The following is a 17,046-nucleotide window of genomic DNA, read 5'->3' as shown; positions in this document are numbered from 1 at the left end:
ATTCCGATGACACAGATCATTCCGGAACCCTCACATCGCCTCATCGAGCCCGATTCGCTCGTGGAAATGGCGTGGGATCCGATCACCCGCATCGTCGGCAGTCTGGGCATTTACACCAAAATCGATTTCGCGAATCGCGAAGTCGTCGAATGTCACAGCACGTCGTCGATCTTCCGCGGCTACTCCATCTTCATGCGCGGCAAGGATCCGCGTGACGCGCACTTCATCACCAGCCGCATCTGCGGCATCTGCGGTGACAATCACGCCACCTGCTCGTGCTACTGCCAGAACATGGCGTACGGCGTGAAGCCACCGAACCTCGGCGAATGGATCGTCAATCTCGGCGAGGCCGCCGAATACATGTTCGACCACAATATCTTCCAGGAGAATCTGGTCGGCGTGGACTTCTGCGAGAAGATGGTCTCCGAGACCAATCCCGGCGTGCTCACGCTGGCGGAGAAGACCGCCGCGCCGCACGCGGACGCGCACGGCTATCGCACGATCGCCGACATCATGCGCGCGCTCAATCCCTTCACCGGCGATTTCTATCGCGAGGCGCTGCAGGTCAGCCGCTACACGCGAGAGATGTTCTGCCTCATGGAGGGCCGCCACGTCCACCCGTCGACGCTGTATCCCGGCGGCGTGGGCACCGTGGCCACGATCCAGCTGATGACCGACTACATGTCACGGCTGATGCGGTACGTGGAGTTCATGAAGAAGGTCGTGCCCATGCACGACGACCTGTTCGACTTCTTCTACGAGGCCCTGCCCGGCTACGACAAGGTCGGACTGCGGCGCACGCTGCTCGGCTGCTGGGGCTCCTTCCAGGACCCCGAGTTCTGCAACTTCTCCTACCGTGACATGGAGGACTGGGGTCGGCACATGTTCGTCTCACCGGGCGTGGTCGTGGACGGCAAGCTCCTCACCACCTCGCTGGTCGATATCAACCTCGGCCTCCGAATCCTGCTGGGCAGTTCGTATTACGAGGACTGGACCGATCAGGAGATGTTCGTGACCCAGGATCCGCTGGGCAATCCGGTGGACCGGCGGCACCCGTGGAACCAGCACACCAACCCTCAACCGCAGAAACGCGATCTGGAGGACAAGTACAGCTGGGTGATGTCGCCGCGCTGGTTCGACGGCACCGACCATCTGGCCCTCGATACCGGCGGCGGACCGCTGGCCCGGCTGTGGGCCACCGCGCTGGCCGGGCTGGTCGACATCGGCTATGTGAAGTCCACCGGCCACAGCGTGCAGATCAACCTGCCCAAGACCGCCCTCCGCGGGCCGGTCGAATTCGAGTGGAAGATACCGGCTTTCGGCTCGAACACCATCGAGCGGAACCGGGCTCGCACTTATTTCCAGGCCTACGCCGCTGCCTGTGCCCTGCATTTCGCGGAGCAGGCGCTCGTCGAGATCCGGGCGGGCCGGACCAAGACCTGGGAGGCATTCGAGGTCCCCGACGAAGGCATCGGATGCGGATTCACCGAAGCGGTCCGCGGGGTGCTGTCGCATCACATGGTGATCCGCGACGGCAAGATCGCCAACTATCACCCGTACCCGCCGACGCCCTGGAACGCGAGCCCGCGCGACAGCTTCGGCACGCCGGGTCCCTACGAGGACGCGGTGCAGGGTCAGCCGATCTTCGAGGAGAACGACCGGGAGCACTTCAAGGGGATCGACATCATGCGCACCGTGCGCAGTTTCGATCCGTGTCTGCCGTGTGGCGTGCACATGTACCTGGGCGGTGGCAAGTCGCTGGACCTGCTGCACTCCCCCACCCAGACGCCCGTCACCCAGTGACGAGGACACCGACCGTGAGGAGGGACATCGATGGGAGACGATCGTCCGGCGGCGCGCGACGACCATTGGCGGCACGCCGGCGACCGGATCGAAGACCTCCTCGACGCGAGCTCCGCGGGCGGGCCGATCGCCCGCGAGCGCGCCGAACAACTCGTCGGTGAACTCGTCGAGCTGTACGGCGCGGGACTGCGACGGGTCGTCGAGCTGCTCGACGACGACGCGGTGCGGCGGCTGGCCGCGGACGAACTGGTGGCCAGCCTGCTGATCGTGCACGGACTGCACCCCGACGACGTTCCCGACCGGGTGCGGTCCGCCCTCGACAGCGTCCGCCCCTACCTGGGTTCCCACGGCGGCGACGTCAGCCTGGTCGACGTCGAGGACGGCGTGGTGCGGCTGGAGCTCTCGGGCAGCTGCCGCGGCTGCCCGTCGTCCTCGGTGACCCTGGAACTGGCGGTCGAGGAAGCCGTCCGTGCCGCGGCGCCGGAGATCGAGCGCATCGAAGTCGTTGCCGCGCAATCTGATTCGAACTCGGCCGTGATTCCGGCCGAGTCCCTGTTCACCCGGGTGCACGCCGCGCCCGCCGCCGACTGGGTCGCCGTGCCCGAACTGGCGGAACTGAGTCCGGGCGAGGTCGCCGGCTACGAGGTCGCCGGGCAGGCCCTGCTGGCCTGCCGCGTCGGCGACAACCTGCTGGTGTACCGCGACACCTGCCCGGCGTGCGGCGGCTCGCTCACCGGCGCCCAGCTGCATCGGCGGCCCGGGTATCCGGTCGGTGACGCCGTGCTGCGCTGCCCGTCCTGCCGGGCGCACTACGACGCCGTGCACGCCGGGGACCGGCTCGACGGGGAGGGCCACCTGCACCCCCTGCCGGTGCTGCTGCGCGACGGCGTGCCCACGGTGGCGGTGCCCGCGCTGGAGCCCACCGCATGAGCGCCTCGTTCTCGGTGCTGCGCCGACTCGCGAACCGGCCGGATCCGGGACCGGCCGGTGAGCGCTGCGAGATGTGCGCCGAGCCCATCGGCGCACCGCACCGGCATGTGGTCGATGTCGAGAGCCGCCACCTGCAGTGTGTCTGCACCAGTTGCTATCTGCTGTTCACCGAGCCGGCCGCGGCACTGCGCTACCGCGCGGTCCCGGACCGGTATCTGGCGTTCGGGCAGACCGCGATCACCGCCGCCGAGTGGGACACGCTCGAGATTCCGGTGGGTCTGGCGTTCGTGTTCGCGAATTCCGCGCAGGGCCGGACCGTCGCGTTCTATCCGGGCCCGGCCGGCGCGACCGAATCGGAACTGCCGCCCGAGCACTGGCGGGATCTGCTGCGCAACCATCCCGAACTCGACGTGCTCGCCGACGACGTCGAAGCGCTGCTGATCCGTATGCCCGGCAGCGCCGGCCGCGAGAGCCCCGGCGACTGCCTGCTGCTGCCCATCGACACCTGCTACGAGTTTGTCGGGCGAATGCGGTTGCTGTGGAAGGGATTCGACGGCGGTTCCGAGGCCCGGCACTACATCGACGAGTTCTTCGCCACCATGAACGCCCGCGCTCTCGCCCGAGGCGGTGGGCGGCCGTGAGTCCCGCCTACTCGATCACCTTCGCGGTGCTCGACATCAAGCCCGAGCCCTACGCCATCGGGCCGACCCTGTCGGCGCGCGTCGGGATCGCGGCGCTCGGCGAGGAACCGGTGCACGCCATCGCCTTACGGGCCCAGGTCCGCATCGAACCCAATCGGCGCGCCTACACAGACGCCGAGGGCAGTGGGCTGCTCGACCTGTTCGGCACCCGCGACCGCTGGCACGACACCCAGCGAACGTTCCTGTGGATGCACACCACGACGACGGTGCCCGGCTTCACCGGCGGCTCCGAGGTGGACCTGCCGCTGCCGTGCACCTACGACCTGGAGGTGACCGGATCGAAGTACCTGCACGCCCTGCGGGACGGCACGGTGCCGCTGTTGTTCCTGTTCAGCGGAACCGTGTTCTTCAAAGGCGCGTCGGGTTTCTCGGTGCAGCAGATCCCGTGGGATCGCGATGACCGGTTCAATATGCCCGTGTCCGTGTGGCGGCAGCTCATGGACACCCACTACCCCGACACCGGCTGGGTGCGGATGCGGCGCGAGACCGTCGACGCCCTCACCGCCTACAAGTCCGGGCACGGCTTCCTCGACTACGACCAGGCGGTCACCGAACTGCTGTCGGCCCCGTCGCGGGAGCCGTCGTGAGCGGCCACGAGCCCGGCAGCGTCCGCGACCAGGCGCGGGCGGTCGCCGACGCCGTGCTGTACGAGGGCTACCTGCTGTACCCGTACCACGCGAATGCGCGAAAGAACCAGTCCCGCTGGCAATTCGGGGTCCTGGGTCCCGAGGGCGCGGCCGCGGCGGGCCTCGGTGAGGAGTCCGCGCTCGCCGCGCAATTCCTGGTCGACGCGAGCCCCGCCGCGACACTGCGCCTGACGGTCCGGTTCCTGCAACTGCAGCGTCGCACCGTCGAGGACGCCACCGGGCGGACCGTGCCCGAGCTCCGGGCGGGCGCGCGAGTCTGGACCGGATGGGACGAGGCCGTCGAGCAGGAGATCGACTCGGGGCCGAGGCCGCTGTCGGACACCACGTTCCGCATCGACGTCGACGGCGGAGTGGACATCGAGGACTTCGCCGACGACGACGGCACACCCTTCGGCAGCCTCGTGCGCACGCGCCGAACCCTGAGCGGCCTGGCCGAGACCGTCGTCGAGCGGGTCGGCCGTTATCAGCGGATCAGTGTCACCGTCCGCAATCTCGGCGTCCCCGCGATCGACAAGGACGATGCCGTCACCCGATCCTTCCTCGGCGCGCACGTGCTCTGCGAACTGCGCGACGGCGTCTTCCTGTCGCTGATCGACCCGCCGGACGATGCCGTCGACGCGGCCGAGGCCTGCACCCAGCGCCGCTGCTTTCCCGTGCTCGCGGGTCCCGAGGGCACCGCGGACCTGCTGCTGATCTCACCGATCATCCTCTACGACCATCCGCGCATCGCCGAGCAGAGCGAAGGGCCGCTGTTCGATTCCACCGAGATCGACGAGATCCTGACCCTGCGCGTGCTCACCCTCACCGACGAGGAGAAGGATCAGGCCCGCGCCACCGATCCGCGCGCCGCCGAGCTGATCGACCGCTGCGAGGCCATGACACCGGAGAGCATGCAGGGACTGCACGGACTACTCCGCGACGACAGCCTGCCGCGCGAGGACAACCGGCTCGTGGACGCCGCATCGGGATCGCCGCGCGTCCTGCCCGCGCTCGACCCGGACACCCCGTGGTGGGATCCGCTGTCCGACACTGCCGTCGATCCCGACTCCGACACCGTGGTGATCGGCGGCACGCCGGTCGCCCGCGGCAGCCGGGTGCGGTTGCATCCCTCCCGCCGCGCCGACGCGCAGGACCTGTTCTACGCGGGCCGCACCGCGCGCGTCGCCTCGGTGCACGAGGACGTCGACGGGCAGCTCCACCTGGCGGTGGTCGTCGAGGACGATCCCGCCGCCGAGCTGCACGAATGGTACGGCCGATACCTGTATTTCGCGCCCGACGAAGTCGAACCGATCGAGAAAGGAATCCCGCCATGGAAATCGTAGGTGTGATCGCCGTCGTGCTCGTGGCCCTGGCAGCGCTGCTGGTGGCAGCGGTCGGCATCCGGTCGATACCGGATATGCGCCGATACTTGCGAATCCGGCACATGTAGCGGGGTGATTCCCACGACGAGAGTGCTGGTCGCCGGCATCGGCAACATCTTCCTCGGAGACGACGGGTTCGGCTCCGAGGTGGTGCGGCGCATGCCGGCGAGCACCGAACCCGATGTGCGCGTGACCGATTACGGCATCCGCGGACTGCACCTGGCCTACGACCTGCTCGACGGCTGGGACGCGCTGGTGCTCGTCGACGCGCTGCCCGACCGCGGCACACCCGGGCAGGTGGACGTGTTCCACGCCGATCCGGGTGGCGGCGGCGTCGGTCTCGACGCGCACGCCATGCACCCGGACGCGGTCTTCGCCGTGGTCCGGGCGATGGGAGGAACCATTCCGCCGACGGTGATCGTGGGCTGCCAGATCGGCTCCGTCGCCGACGGCATCGGCCTGACCGAACCCGTGGCCGCCGCGGTGGACCCCGCGATGGCCGCCGTCGAATCCGTGGTGACCGCGCTGCGGCACCCGCAGGAGGTGTGAACGATGTGCCTGGGCATCCCCGGCCGCGTCGTCGGACCGGTCGAGGGCTATCACGGTCAGATCGCGCTGGTCGACGTCTCCGGCGAGCAGCGGACCGTGAATGTCGGCCTGCTGGAGGACGATCCGGCCGGACCCGGCGACTGGGTGATCATCCACATGGGGTTCGCGGTCGAGAAGACCGACGAGGCCGGGGCCGCCGCCGCGCTGGCGGGGCTGCGGCTGATGGGATCGGGTGAGGAGCAGTGACCGGGGCCCGGGTCCGGCGGCGGATCATCGTCGGCGGCGTGGTGCAGGGCGTCGGGTTCCGGCCCTTCGTGTACACCACGGCGGCCGAGCTGGCGCTGACCGGATCGGTGTGCAACGACAGCTCCGGAGTGGTCATCGAGATCGAGGGGGCGGCGGACGGCGTGGACGCCTTCGTCGCGCGCCTGCGGGACCGACCGCCGCCGCTGGCGGTCGTCGAGACCGTCGAGCAGACCGAGATCCCCGTCCGCGGCGGGACCGGCTTCCACATCTCCGGCACCACCCGGGGCGACGGGCGCACCCTCGCATCGCCCGATGTCGCGATCTGCGCCGAATGCGCTGCCGAACTCCAGGATCCGGGCAACCGGCGTTACCGGCATCCGTTCATCACCTGCACCAACTGCGGTCCGCGGTTCACCATCATCGCCGCGCTGCCCTACGACCGCCCGCAGACCTCGATGGCCGGGTTCGCCATGTGCGAGACCTGCGCGCGCGAGTACGCCGATCCCGGCGACCGCCGTTTCCACGCGCAGCCGATCGCCTGCAACGAGTGCGGGCCGACCCTGCGTTTCTCCGACCCCGAGGCCGGGGAGCCGCTGCGAGCGGCACGGAACACGCTGCGTGACGGCGGGATTCTGGCCGTCAAGGGCATCGGCGGCTATCACCTGGCCTGTGATGCCGCCGACAGCGCCGCGGTGGCGGAGCTGCGCCGCCGGAAACGGCGGGGCGACAAGCCTTTCGCGGTCATGGTGCCCGATCTGGCGACCGCCGCGGCCATCGCCGACGTGGATGCGACCGCCGCCGCCCTGCTCACCGGCCCGGCCCGGCCCATCGTGCTGCTGCCGCGCCGGACCTCCGCGTCCGCGGACCCCGACGCGCCGCCGCTGCCCGTGGACGCGGTCGCGCCGCACAACCGCGATCTCGGGGTGATGATCGCCTACACGCCGCTGCATCTGCTGCTGTTCGGACTGCCCGGCGACGCCCCCGGCCCGCGCGTGCTGGTCATGACGTCGGGCAACCTCGGCGGAGAACCCATCTGCCACACCGACTCCGACGCCCGCGAACGACTGTCCGGGCTCGCCGACGCCGTCCTGTCCCACAACCGCCCGATCCTGGTGCCGTGCGACGACTCGGTGGTCAAGGTGGTCGACGGCGTCGAGGTGCCGTTCCGGCGCTCCCGCGGCTACGCCCCGCTGCCGCTCGCCCTGCCGCTGCCCGCCGCGCCGACCCTCGCCGTGGGCGCGGACCTCAAGAACACCTGCGCCGTCGCCGACGGCCGCTACGCCTGGCTGAGCCAGCACATCGGCGACATGGACGACGTCGCGACCCTGCGCGCGTTCACCGCCGCCGAGCGGCATCTCGAGAAACTCACCGGCGTCGCCCCGCAGCAGCTCGCCGCCGACGCCCACCCCCGCTACCGGTCCACCGCCTGGGCCGCGGAACACGCGGGCCGCCGACCGATCCGGCTGGTGCAGCACCATCACGCGCACGTGGCGGCCGTCATGGGCGAGCACGGCCTGGACGCGAGCGCGACCGTGCTCGGATTCGCCTTCGACGGCACCGGTTACGGGCCCGACCGCGCCATCTGGGGCGGGGAGGTGCTCGCCGCGAGCTACAAGGGGTTCCGCCGCCTGGCGCACCTGCGCTACGTGCCGCTGGCCGGCGGTGACCTCAGCGTGCAGCGGCCGTATCGAATGGCCTTGGCGCACTTGCGGTCCGCGAACCTCGATTGGTCGCCGGATCTGCCGTGCGTGCGCGCCTGCCCGCCGCGCGAGGCGCAGGTGCTGGCACATCAGCTCGACACCGGGCTCGGCTGTGTGCCCACCTCCAGCATGGGCCGGTTGTTCGATGCCGTCGCCTCGCTGTGCGGGGTGCGGCACGAGGTCGACTACGAGGCGCAGGCCGCCATCGAATGGGAGGGCCTGTCCCGTGACGCCGACCCGGGCGCGGTCGCCTACCGGTTCGCCCTGCCCGGCGACCCCATCGACGAGACGGCCGCCATCGATCCGGCGCCCGTGCTCGCCGCGGTGATCGCCGATGTGCGCGGCGGGGTGCCCGCCGGTGTCATCGGCGCGCGGTTCCACGCGGGCGTCGCACACCTGGTCCTGGATCTGGCGACACGCTACGGCGATCCGGAGCAACCGGTCGCATTGTCCGGCGGCGTGTTCCAGAACGCGCTGCTGCTCACGACCGTGCTGCGGCTGCTGCGCGAGCACGGTTTCCACGTCCTCACCCACCATCGCGTGCCACCCAACGACGGTGGGATCGCGTTCGGCCAGTTACTCGCCGTCGCGGCGAGCTGAGCGGAAGGAGAACAGCGATGTGCCTGGCAGTCCCCGGCAAAGTGCTCAGCGTTCACGAGCGGGATGGCACGCGGATGTCGGTGGTCGACTTCGGCGGCGTCCAGAAGGATGTCTGCCTGCAGTACATCCCGGACATCGCCGTCGGCGACTACGTGATCGTGCACGTCGGCTTCGCCATCCAGCGGCTCGACGAGGAGTCGGCCATGCAGACGCTCGCCGAGTTCGAACACCTCGGCGTGCTGAAGGAGGAATTCGGCGATGGATTCGCGATCGCCGCAGCCCAGGCCGGAGTGGCCAACCCGGAAACCACCCCGCCCGCCGATCCGGAGGTGAAACCATGAAATACCTCGACGAATTCAGTAATCCGGAACTGGCGAAGCTGCTGCTCGATCGGATCCGCTCCACCACCACGCGGCGCTGGTCGATCATGGAAGTCTGTGGCGGGCAGACGCATTCGATCATCCGCCACGGGATCGACCAACTGCTGCCCGACCAGATCGAGATGATCCACGGTCCCGGCTGCCCGGTCTGCGTCACCCCGCTCGAGCTGATCGACAAGGCGCTGGCCATCGCCGCCCAGCCCAATGTCATCTTCTGCTCCTTCGGCGACATGCTGCGCGTGCCCGGCAGTTCCAAGGATCTGTTCCGGATCAAGAGCGAAGGCGGCGACGTCCGCGTCGTCTACTCACCGCTCGACGCCCTCGAACTCGCCCGCGCCAACCCCGACCGCCAGGTCGTGTTCTTCGGCATCGGGTTCGAGACCACCGCACCGGCCAACGCCATGACCGTCTACCAGGCGCAGAGGCTCGGCGTGCGCAACTTCTCGCTGCTCGTCTCGCACGTGCTGGTGCCCCCGGCGATCGCCGCCATCATGGAATCGCCGAGCTGCCGGGTCCAGGCCTTCCTGGCCGCGGGGCACGTGTGCACCGTGATGGGCACCGCCGAGTATCCGCCACTGTCGGAGAAGTACCGGGTTCCGGTGGTGGTCACCGGATTCGAGCCGCTCGACATCCTCGAGGGCATCCGGCGCACCGTCGACCAGCTCGAACACGGCCGCCACGAGGTGGAGAACGCCTACCGGCGCGCGGTCACCGCCGAGGGCAACCCGGCCGCCAAGGCCATGCTCGCCGATGTCTTCGAGATCACCGACCGCGGCTGGCGCGGCATCGGGGTGATCCCGCAGAGCGGCTGGCGGCTCTCGCCGCGCTACCGCGAGTTCGACGCCGAACACCGGTTCGCGGTCAGCGATCTGCACACCGAGGAATCGCCGATCTGCCGATCGGGCGAGGTGCTGCAGGGCCTGATCAAACCGCACGAGTGCGCCGCCTTCGGCAAGGAGTGCACACCGCGTAATCCGCTCGGCGCCACCATGGTGTCCTCCGAGGGCGCCTGCGCGGCCTACTACCTGTACCGGCGGCTGGATCTGCCCGCGGAGGTGGCTCATGCCTGACATTGTCGGAAGCGGCAACGGCGCCGTCGATTTCGAGAACTGGGTGTGCCCGATGCCGCTGCGCGACTCACCCACCATCGTGATGGGGCACGGAGGCGGCGGCGCGATGTCCGGCGAGCTGATCGAGCATTTGTTCCTGCCCGCGTTCGGGGCGGCGGCGCAGGCCGGGCTCGGCGACTCGGCGGTCGTGACGGTCGGCGAGACGCGGCTGGCGTTCAGCACCGACTCGTTCGTGGTGAAGCCGTTGACCTTTCCCGGCGGATCCATCGGCGATCTGGCCGTCAACGGCACGGTCAACGATCTGGCGATGTCGGGGGCGCGGCCGCTGGTCCTGTCGACCGCGTTCATCCTCGAGGAGGGCACGCCGCTCGTACGGATCGCGGAAGTGGCCTCGGCCATGGGCACCGCGGCGCTCGGCGCCGGGGTCGCGCTCGTCACCGGCGACACCAAGGTCGTCGACGCCGGGCACGGGGACGGCATCTACGTCAATACCGCGGGCATCGGCGTGCTCGATCCCGGAGTCGACATCCGGCCCGAACTCGCCGCGCCTGGAGACGTGGTCATGGTCAGCGGGGAGATCGGATTGCACGGCGTCGCGGTACTGTCGTGCCGCGAGGGACTCGAATTCGGGACGACCGTGTGCAGTGACACCGCTCCGCTGCACGGTCTGGTCGCGGCGATGCTGGCGACCGGCGCGACCGTGCACACCATGCGCGACCCGACTCGCGGTGGGGTGGCCGCCAGCCTGAACGAGATCGCGCGCGCCGCGGGCGTGGGAATCGCTTTGGACGAGAACACGATTCCGATCCCCGCCGGGGTCCGCGACGCGTGCGGGCTGCTCGGCCTGGACCCGCTGTACGTGGCCAACGAAGGCAAGCTGGTGGCCTTCGTGCCCGCCGCGGACGCCGATCGGGTGCTGGCCGCCATGCGCGCCCATCCGCTCGGGGTGCACGCCGAGATCATCGGCCGCTGTGTGGCCGAGCATCCCGGCATGGTGACCGCGCACACCGCGCTCGGTGGCACTCGGGTCGTCGATCTACCCGCAGGAGAACAGCTTCCACGCATCTGCTGACCCCCAACTCACGGAGGCCGCCATCACCGTCCCCCACCCCGATTACACCCGGTCCCAGCCACCCGACCCGGGGGCCGGGGAGACGATGTTCGCGCGTTACGCCTACCCGCCGAACGCGCTGGGCTACTGCGGACCACCGGACACGACGGCCCTGTCCGACGGATCGCCCGCGTTGATCCGCGACGCCGCCCGCCGCTTCACCGGCGCCTGGCCCTACCTCCAGGTCATGTCCGCCATGACCGGCATCGCCGACCCCCTCGACCTGCGCCTGGTCGAATCCTATTGGCACGGTGGAGGAATCGGCTCGACCCTCGATCCGGCAGCCTTCTGCACCGAACTGCTCGCCATCCTGGGCCCGGCCGCGGGCCTGTACTGGACCCACCTGACCCCCCGGCTCGCCCCCGAGGCAGCCCCCAACCATTGCTTCCACGTCTTCGGCGTCTACCCGTGGAGCCGCCTGCTCGGCACGGCGGCGACCCCCACCGCCCTGGAAGTCCTCGACAAATGCCGCATCACCCCGGCGCGCGTGGTGGCCCGCGACGGCTCCCACGTCCGGCTGGAGGCCAGCCACCTGACCTGGGACGGCCACCACCTCGACCTGGGCACACCCGGCACCCGCACCGCGACCCTCACCGCCGACGGCCGCCTGACGACAGACCCGCGACCCGGCGATCACGTTGCCCTCCACTGGGATCGACTGACGGCGCCGCTGGACAGCGCCCAAACCGCGAACCTGACCGACAGCACCCTCCGACAGCTGGCCGCCACCAACCACCGTCTCGACATCGACACCTAGCCGTGTCGGTGCCGCCGACCGCTATCGAAACATCCGGGAGCAACGAGACAATGGGAGCATCAGTGGTGTATTTCAAGCGATCCGCCACCGTGATCACCTGCGTGATGGCCGGGGCAGTGCTTTCCCATGCCACTGCCCTGTCGGACCCGCCCGGGTGGATCGGAATCGGCTCGTCCCAGGGACCGGACGTCGGTTCGGCGCAGCCGCCCGCTCCGTCCGATCCACAGACCGATGCGGCGCGAGCAGGTGTGCTCGAACTCGTGAACGGCGAACGCGCGCAGCACGGATGCCGCGCACTACGGCCCGACGCGCGCCTGCAGAACGCGGCACAGCGCCATTCCGACGATATGGCCGCTCGCGCCTACTTCGATCATCGCGACCCAGACGGGTGGATGCCGAACCAGCGAGTCGTGGCCGCCGGCTATCTGTGGCGCACCGTCGGCGAGAACATCGCCCACGGCCAGGCCGACGCCGCCGAGGTGATGGCCGAGTGGCTGTCGCGCCCCGGCCACCGCGGCAATATCCTCAACTGCGCGTACACCGATATCGGCATCGGAGTCCACTTCGGCACCGACGGACCCTTGTGGACACAAGATTTCGGCGCCCCGCTATGACCCGCCACTCCGATCACGGTGGGATCGTCACTGCGCGGTGAAGATCACGGCTCGTCCCGCCGCGGCCGCCCGGTGGTAGAAGGACCGGACGTCGACGAAATTGCTCCAGGTGTACTCGAAGTCCTCGTCATCGAGTGCCCCGGCGTATTCCTCGTCATCGATGGCGTCGAAGGCCGACCGCATACCGGCACGGATAACCTCGTGCAGCGCTTTCGCGACGTCCCGCACCTGCTCCGCGCCGACATACACCGCGTAGTAGTCGTCATGCAGATGCCGGCCGCCGAGAATGGCTGGCGCGAGCGGATACTGCCCGCTGCTGGGGTCGAGGGTGCCGTCGGTCAGGCTGCGATGAATGGCGTCCCAGGCCTTGTCGGTGTCGACTTTCAGGTCGGGCTCCGACCAGGATTCCTCGATGTCGCCGAGCAACTCGTCGATCGCGTCCACGTCATCCCGGTCGTCGGCGGCGAGTAGCGCCCGCTCCTGCTCGGCGGTAATGGCGAAGTGCACTCCCAACATGAACTCGACGGTATCCGAATGAACCGGCGCAAACTCGGTCACGCGCACAGCTGCTGTCGCGCGCTACGCTCCCGCCCGAATCAGCGCGCGGCAGGTGTCGCGGTCATACGGCAGCCCGGCGTCGCGGAAGACGAGGCCGGCGTTGCCGTGTCGGGGGTCCCACAGGTCGGGGTTGTCGACCAGCGCGGCGAGGTAGCCGGTTTGGATGTCGGTCGGGCTGCCGCCGGTGTAGTCGGCGAAGAAGGCACGCAGGAGCGGTCCCCAGTCGTGGTCGACGGTGTGGCGGTGGGCGATCGCGGCGATGGCCAGTGCGGCAGGGAGCAATCGGGCCGTGTCCTCGATGCGGTCGATCGCCGCCGCGACCAGGGCGAAGCGAATGCGCATACCCAGCTGCGGCGGATGTCGGGTGAACCAGTCGTCGGTGGCCGCCGGGTCCCGCAGCGCGGCGAGGATCTCGGCGGTCGCGACCTCGTCGCCGGCCAAGCCGGGCGCCAGCGCGGCGCACGCCCGCACGCCGGGGTGCGGATCATCCAGGTACGCACGGGGTTTCAGACCGAGCTCGCCCATGGCCAGCACCAGCGCGGCTCGCTCGTCGGAGCCGGCTCGGGCGGCCAATTCGTCGAGCCGATCACCCGTGTCCGGGTCGGTGAGCGAGGCGCGGCAGGCGGCGAGCGCGTGGGCTGCTGCCGCGCGGACCGGGGCCTCGGGGTCGGACAGTGCCGACATGATGGCCGGGAGGAGAGCGGGGACGGCGGCGCGGCAACCGCCCACAGCACGGCCGTAGAGCGCGTTCGCCATGATCTCGTCGCCGTACAGCTCCTCCTCGTCGCCGCTGTCGAGCGCCGCAGCGAGGACCGAGTCGAAATCGAAATCCGCTGGTGGGGCCAGTTCGTCGAGGTCCTCGTACACCCAACCGGCCTCGGCGACGGCCGCCAGGAAACCGAGCAGGTCGGCCCGCAACTCGGCGTCGGTCAGCAACGGGCCCGCCAGCAGCTCGGCGACCACGACGGCCGCGGGCGGTGTCGCCGTCCACGGCGTGCCTTGGTGAATGACGGCCGACCACAAGTGTTCCAGCGCGGCGCGGCGCGCGTCCGGGTCCGCACCGGCCAGCGCGGCCAGGTGCGCAGGTGTATCGGTGGACCGTCCGTACGCGTGCAGGAGGTTGCCGAACTGCGCGGCATCGATGTCGACGGTCACGACCGGAATCTACTCTCGTTCCCATGCTGCCCCTCGATGACCCGCGCTGGCTCGAACTCGACCACCGCCACTGGTCGAATGGTCGGCCTCTCGGCGGCGAGGTCGTGTTCGTGCCGCACGAGCTGCGGTGGATCGCCGAGGATCCGCAGGATGCGAAACGCTTCGACGACCTGTGGCCGTACCTGTGTTCCGAGGGCACCGCCTGGCCGGCCGCCTATGCCGCGGTGCCACACTTGGTCGCCTCGGCTCGCTCGATCCCGCCTGCGGCGCGCGGGGACCTTCTGTATGTCGTGGGCCTGATAGTCATCTGCTCAGGAGAATTCGGCGCGACCGGTGACGATGTCCCGGACGACATCGCCGAGGCATATCGTGCCGCGTTGCCCGAAGCGCTGACTCTGGCCACCGAGCAACTGGCTACCCCGCAGCCGGCCGCCACCACCCGCTATCTACTCGCCGCCACCGCGGCCCTGCAGGGTCAGGTCGAGCTGGGCGAATTCCTCAACGACCTGTATCCGGGCGTCGAATGCGAATCCTGCGGGGAGCCTTACTATCCCGCCGGGCGCCCATGATTCACCAACCGGGACGGACCAGACCGGTTTCGTAGGCGTAGACGATCATCTGGGCGCGGTCACGGAGACCGAGCTTGGTCAGGGTCCGGGCCACGTGCGTCTTGACCGTGTGCTCGGAAAGCACCAGGCGCGCGGCGACCTCCCGATTCGACAAGCCTTCGGCGACGAGGGTGAGCACCTCCGCTTCGCGGTTGGTGATATCGGCGGGGGCGGAATGTGAGCGGCGCGGGCCGAGGCGGGTGAATTCGGCGATCAGCCGCCGGGTCACCGACGGGGCGAGGAGCGCGTCGCCCGCAGCGATGACCCGAACCGCCTCGGCGAGCTGCTCGGCGGAAGCGTCTTTCAACAGGAAGCCGCTCGCACCGGCCCGCAACGCCGCGTAGACGTAGTCGTCGAGGTCGAAAGTGGTGAGGACGAGGACTTTCGGCGGGTCCGTGGACGCGGACACGATCGCGCGCGTCGCCTCGAGCCCGTCCATCACCGGCATTCGCACGTCCATCAGCACGACGTCGGGCACGAGTTCGGCGGCCCGCCGGACCGCCTGCCGGCCGTCGGCCGCCTCACCCACGACGTCGATATCGGGCTGGGAGCTCAAGAAGGTGTAGCGCAGCGACGCCTGATCCCGTCCCCGCGGCCGCAGGGTGAGCTGCCGCGATCCCTCGTCGGCGACGAAGGTGTCGGGCGTGCCCGGTTTCTGTCGGGCGGAGAGCACACCGGGTGAGCAGCTGATCGCCGTGGAGTCGAAGTACTGCAGGCGATCTCCCCGCACGCTGACGATCGTGCCGTATCCGTCGGTCTGCCAGACCCCCTCGGCCACGCCGTCGGCGGAACCGGTAGGTATCCCCGCCCCGGCCGATCCGGTCGCGACCAGCGCGACACTCGCCAGCGCTCCTACCGCGATGCGCATTCTGTTCTTCATGGCGACGACGCTACGAACGCGTCGTGGTCGTCGGCATCCCTCCACAGAGCTAATCGGCGACTACTCCGTCAGGATGACCCGCACCGGCGGCGCCGTCGCCGACACCCGAGGTCGGGGCGAACGGGCTGCCGGTGACGATACGGCGCGTGTGGGCGTAGACGACCGCCTCCACGCGGTCACGGACACCGAGCTTGGCGAGAACGTTGGACACATGGGTTTTGACGGTCTGCTCGCCGACGCCGAGGACCGCGGAGATCTCGGGGTTGGTGCGGGCCTCGGCCATCAACACCAGGACCTGATGCTCGCGCGGGGTGAGCGTGGCGATTTCCGGCGCGGCGGGGAACGGTTCGATGCCGTGGGTCAGGCGCGTGATCAGGCGGCTGGTCCGGCGGGGGTCGATCAGTGCGTCACGGTGCGCGGCGGCCCGGATGGCGGCCACCAGGTCCGCCGCCGGCACCGCTTTGGAGAAGAAGCCGCTGCTGCCCAGGCGTAGTGCGCGGTAGAGGTTCTCATCGGTGTCCTCGGTGGCGAGGGTGAGAATGCGGCTCGCGCTGCCGAGTTCGGCGACCGTCTCGATCGCGGCCGGGTCGTCGAGACCGGGCATGTCGAGATCGAGGATGGCGATATCGGGTCGCAGCCGCCGCATGTCGCGAATCGCGGCCGCACCGTCGCCGACCTCCGCGACGCATCGCAGATCCACCTCGGATTCGATCACCGACCGCAGGCCCGAACGGAAGATGATCTGATCGTTGGCGAGCAGCACCGAGATCGTCGAATCCTGCCGCGCGGCAACGATATCGCTGCCCGCGGCGAGCGGGTCCGAGCCCACCGCGGCACTGCGACCGGCGACGGGGGTGGCGGCCTGCGCGCTGGGCGCCGCCAGCACGGTGGCGCTGATCGCGAGCACGAGCGTGGACACCAGCCGCAGCAGCAGCGGGGACATCGGTGTTGTCGTGGGCATCTGCACAGTCTGCTTCAGCGGAGGAATCCCGCATAGTTCCTGTTCATCAGCTGGCTCTCGAGCTGCTTGACCGTATCGAGGGCGACACTCACCACGATCAGCACCGACGTGCCGCCGAACGCGAGGCTCTGGGCCGGGCTGCCGGAGCCGAAGCGCAGCAACACGTTCGGCAGGACCGCGACGGCGCCGATGTAGAGGGAGCCAGGGAGGGTGATCCGGCTCAGGACATAGTTCAGGTAATCGGCGGTCGGCTTGCCCGGCCGGTAGCCCGGGATGAAGCCGCCGAACTTCTTCATCTCGTCCGCGCGCTCCTCCGGGTCGAAGGTGATCGCGACGTAGAAGTAGGTGAAGAACACGATCAGGGCGAAGTAGATCGCCACGTAGACCGGGTTGCTCGGATTGACCAGATACTTCT

The 17,046-nt window shown here is 69.5% G+C and carries 19 protein-coding genes; 14 read left to right on the top strand and 5 right to left on the bottom strand.

The window, feature by feature from the left end; all coding sequences use genetic code 11:
* Positions 1 to 6: 6 nt before the first annotated feature.
* From ABZ412_RS03870 to ABZ412_RS03810, 13 genes are all read left to right on the top strand, one after another.
* The gene (locus tag ABZ412_RS03870) at positions 7 to 1,803 is read left to right on the top strand and encodes a nickel-dependent hydrogenase large subunit (RefSeq protein ID WP_357276011.1); all 1,797 of its coding nucleotides are present in this window, start codon (positions 7 to 9) and stop codon (positions 1,801 to 1,803) included.
* A gap of 30 nt (positions 1,804 to 1,833) precedes the next feature.
* Positions 1,834 to 2,733, top strand: coding sequence for a NifU family protein (locus ABZ412_RS03865; RefSeq protein WP_357276008.1), 900 nt, complete (start codon positions 1,834 to 1,836; stop codon positions 2,731 to 2,733).
* Positions 2,730 to 3,374: a DUF5947 family protein gene (locus tag ABZ412_RS03860; RefSeq protein WP_357276006.1), complete on the top strand. Its 645-nt coding sequence runs from the start codon at positions 2,730 to 2,732 to the stop codon at positions 3,372 to 3,374. Before ABZ412_RS03865 ends, ABZ412_RS03860 begins: the two co-directional genes overlap by 4 nt.
* The gene (locus ABZ412_RS03855; protein WP_357276004.1) at positions 3,371 to 4,021 is read left to right on the top strand and encodes a DUF6084 family protein; all 651 of its coding nucleotides are present in this window, start codon (positions 3,371 to 3,373) and stop codon (positions 4,019 to 4,021) included. The genes ABZ412_RS03860 and ABZ412_RS03855 overlap by 4 nt, the downstream gene beginning before the upstream one ends.
* Positions 4,018 to 5,403: a hypothetical protein gene (locus tag ABZ412_RS03850; RefSeq protein WP_357276002.1), complete on the top strand. Its 1,386-nt coding sequence runs from the start codon at positions 4,018 to 4,020 to the stop codon at positions 5,401 to 5,403. Before ABZ412_RS03855 ends, ABZ412_RS03850 begins: the two co-directional genes overlap by 4 nt.
* 111 nt (positions 5,404 to 5,514) lie before the next feature.
* Positions 5,515 to 5,991 (top strand): hydrogenase maturation protease, encoded by a 477-nt coding sequence (locus ABZ412_RS03845; protein WP_357276000.1) that lies wholly within the window; start codon positions 5,515 to 5,517, stop codon positions 5,989 to 5,991.
* Positions 5,992 to 5,994: 3 nt separating this feature from the next.
* Entirely contained in the window at positions 5,995 to 6,237 is a 243-nt protein-coding gene (locus ABZ412_RS03840; protein ID WP_357275997.1) for a HypC/HybG/HupF family hydrogenase formation chaperone, read from the top strand.
* Positions 6,234 to 8,537 carry a carbamoyltransferase HypF gene (hypF, locus tag ABZ412_RS03835; protein WP_357275995.1) on the top strand — a complete coding sequence of 768 codons (2,304 nt, stop codon included), beginning with the start codon at positions 6,234 to 6,236 and terminating at the stop codon, positions 8,535 to 8,537. The genes ABZ412_RS03840 and hypF overlap by 4 nt, the downstream gene beginning before the upstream one ends.
* 17 nt (positions 8,538 to 8,554) lie before the next feature.
* The gene (locus ABZ412_RS03830; protein WP_357275992.1) at positions 8,555 to 8,878 is read left to right on the top strand and encodes a HypC/HybG/HupF family hydrogenase formation chaperone; all 324 of its coding nucleotides are present in this window, start codon (positions 8,555 to 8,557) and stop codon (positions 8,876 to 8,878) included.
* On the top strand, positions 8,875 to 9,987 hold the full coding sequence (hypD, locus tag ABZ412_RS03825) for a hydrogenase formation protein HypD (RefSeq protein ID WP_357275990.1): 1,113 nt from the start codon (positions 8,875 to 8,877) through the stop codon (positions 9,985 to 9,987). The genes ABZ412_RS03830 and hypD overlap by 4 nt, the downstream gene beginning before the upstream one ends.
* Positions 9,980 to 11,059 carry a hydrogenase expression/formation protein HypE gene (gene hypE / locus ABZ412_RS03820; RefSeq protein ID WP_357275987.1) on the top strand — a complete coding sequence of 360 codons (1,080 nt, stop codon included), beginning with the start codon at positions 9,980 to 9,982 and terminating at the stop codon, positions 11,057 to 11,059. Before hypD ends, hypE begins: the two co-directional genes overlap by 8 nt.
* Before the next feature lie 85 nt (positions 11,060 to 11,144).
* Positions 11,145 to 11,855, top strand: a complete 711-nt coding sequence (locus tag ABZ412_RS03815) for a DUF6390 family protein (protein ID WP_357277105.1) — start codon at positions 11,145 to 11,147, stop codon at positions 11,853 to 11,855.
* A 62-nt stretch (positions 11,856 to 11,917) separates the two neighbouring features.
* Positions 11,918 to 12,469, top strand: coding sequence for a CAP domain-containing protein (locus ABZ412_RS03810; protein ID WP_357275985.1), 552 nt, complete (start codon positions 11,918 to 11,920; stop codon positions 12,467 to 12,469).
* A gap of 27 nt (positions 12,470 to 12,496) precedes the next feature.
* Here the strand turns inward: ABZ412_RS03810 and ABZ412_RS03805 are convergent, their stop codons facing one another.
* Together ABZ412_RS03805 and ABZ412_RS03800 are read right to left on the bottom strand one after the other, a co-directional pair.
* Positions 12,497 to 12,985, bottom strand: a complete 489-nt coding sequence (locus ABZ412_RS03805) for a YfbM family protein (protein ID WP_357275983.1) — start codon at positions 12,983 to 12,985, stop codon at positions 12,497 to 12,499.
* A 63-nt stretch (positions 12,986 to 13,048) separates the two neighbouring features.
* Positions 13,049 to 14,182: a hypothetical protein gene (locus ABZ412_RS03800; RefSeq protein ID WP_357275980.1), complete on the bottom strand. Its 1,134-nt coding sequence runs from the start codon at positions 14,180 to 14,182 to the stop codon at positions 13,049 to 13,051.
* A gap of 23 nt (positions 14,183 to 14,205) precedes the next feature.
* On the opposite strand from ABZ412_RS03800, the gene ABZ412_RS03795 reads away from it, so the two are divergent.
* Positions 14,206 to 14,751, top strand: a complete 546-nt coding sequence (locus ABZ412_RS03795) for a hypothetical protein (protein ID WP_357275978.1) — start codon at positions 14,206 to 14,208, stop codon at positions 14,749 to 14,751.
* Between the two features lies 1 nt (position 14,752).
* Here the strand turns inward: ABZ412_RS03795 and ABZ412_RS03790 are convergent, their stop codons facing one another.
* The 3 genes from ABZ412_RS03790 to ABZ412_RS03780 all read right to left on the bottom strand — a co-directional run.
* On the bottom strand, positions 14,753 to 15,391 hold the full coding sequence (locus ABZ412_RS03790; RefSeq protein WP_357277103.1) for a response regulator transcription factor: 639 nt from the start codon (positions 15,389 to 15,391) through the stop codon (positions 14,753 to 14,755).
* 328 nt (positions 15,392 to 15,719) lie between these two features.
* Entirely contained in the window at positions 15,720 to 16,631 is a 912-nt protein-coding gene (locus ABZ412_RS03785; RefSeq protein WP_357275976.1) for a response regulator transcription factor, read from the bottom strand.
* 14 nt (positions 16,632 to 16,645) lie between these two features.
* Positions 16,646 to 17,046: SecY family transport protein (locus ABZ412_RS03780; RefSeq protein ID WP_357275974.1), on the bottom strand; the 401-nt coding region annotated here is incomplete at its 5' end.

This window comes from Nocardia sp. NPDC005746, assembly GCF_040630785.1.
Taxonomy (GTDB): domain Bacteria; phylum Actinomycetota; class Actinomycetes; order Mycobacteriales; family Mycobacteriaceae; genus Nocardia.
The sequence above is the reverse complement of the archived record's forward strand: the minus strand, read 5'-3'. Positions and strand labels throughout refer to the sequence as shown.

Coding starts and splice junctions, on each gene's coding strand:
- ABZ412_RS03870 (WP_357276011.1), top strand. CDS start 7: ATGACACAGATCATTCCGGAACCCTCACATCGCCTCATCGAGCCCGAT.
- ABZ412_RS03865 (WP_357276008.1), top strand. CDS start 1,834: ATGGGAGACGATCGTCCGGCGGCGCGCGACGACCATTGGCGGCACGCC.
- ABZ412_RS03860 (WP_357276006.1), top strand. CDS start 2,730: ATGAGCGCCTCGTTCTCGGTGCTGCGCCGACTCGCGAACCGGCCGGAT.
- ABZ412_RS03840 (WP_357275997.1), top strand. CDS start 5,995: ATGTGCCTGGGCATCCCCGGCCGCGTCGTCGGACCGGTCGAGGGCTAT.
- ABZ412_RS03830 (WP_357275992.1), top strand. CDS start 8,555: ATGTGCCTGGCAGTCCCCGGCAAAGTGCTCAGCGTTCACGAGCGGGAT.
- hypD (WP_357275990.1), top strand. CDS start 8,875: ATGAAATACCTCGACGAATTCAGTAATCCGGAACTGGCGAAGCTGCTG.
- hypE (WP_357275987.1), top strand. CDS start 9,980: ATGCCTGACATTGTCGGAAGCGGCAACGGCGCCGTCGATTTCGAGAAC.
- ABZ412_RS03815 (WP_357277105.1), top strand. CDS start 11,145: ATGTTCGCGCGTTACGCCTACCCGCCGAACGCGCTGGGCTACTGCGGA.
- ABZ412_RS03805 (WP_357275983.1), bottom strand. CDS start 12,985: ATGTTGGGAGTGCACTTCGCCATTACCGCCGAGCAGGAGCGGGCGCTA.
- ABZ412_RS03795 (WP_357275978.1), top strand. CDS start 14,206: ATGCTGCCCCTCGATGACCCGCGCTGGCTCGAACTCGACCACCGCCAC.
- ABZ412_RS03785 (WP_357275976.1), bottom strand. CDS start 16,631: ATGCCCACGACAACACCGATGTCCCCGCTGCTGCTGCGGCTGGTGTCC.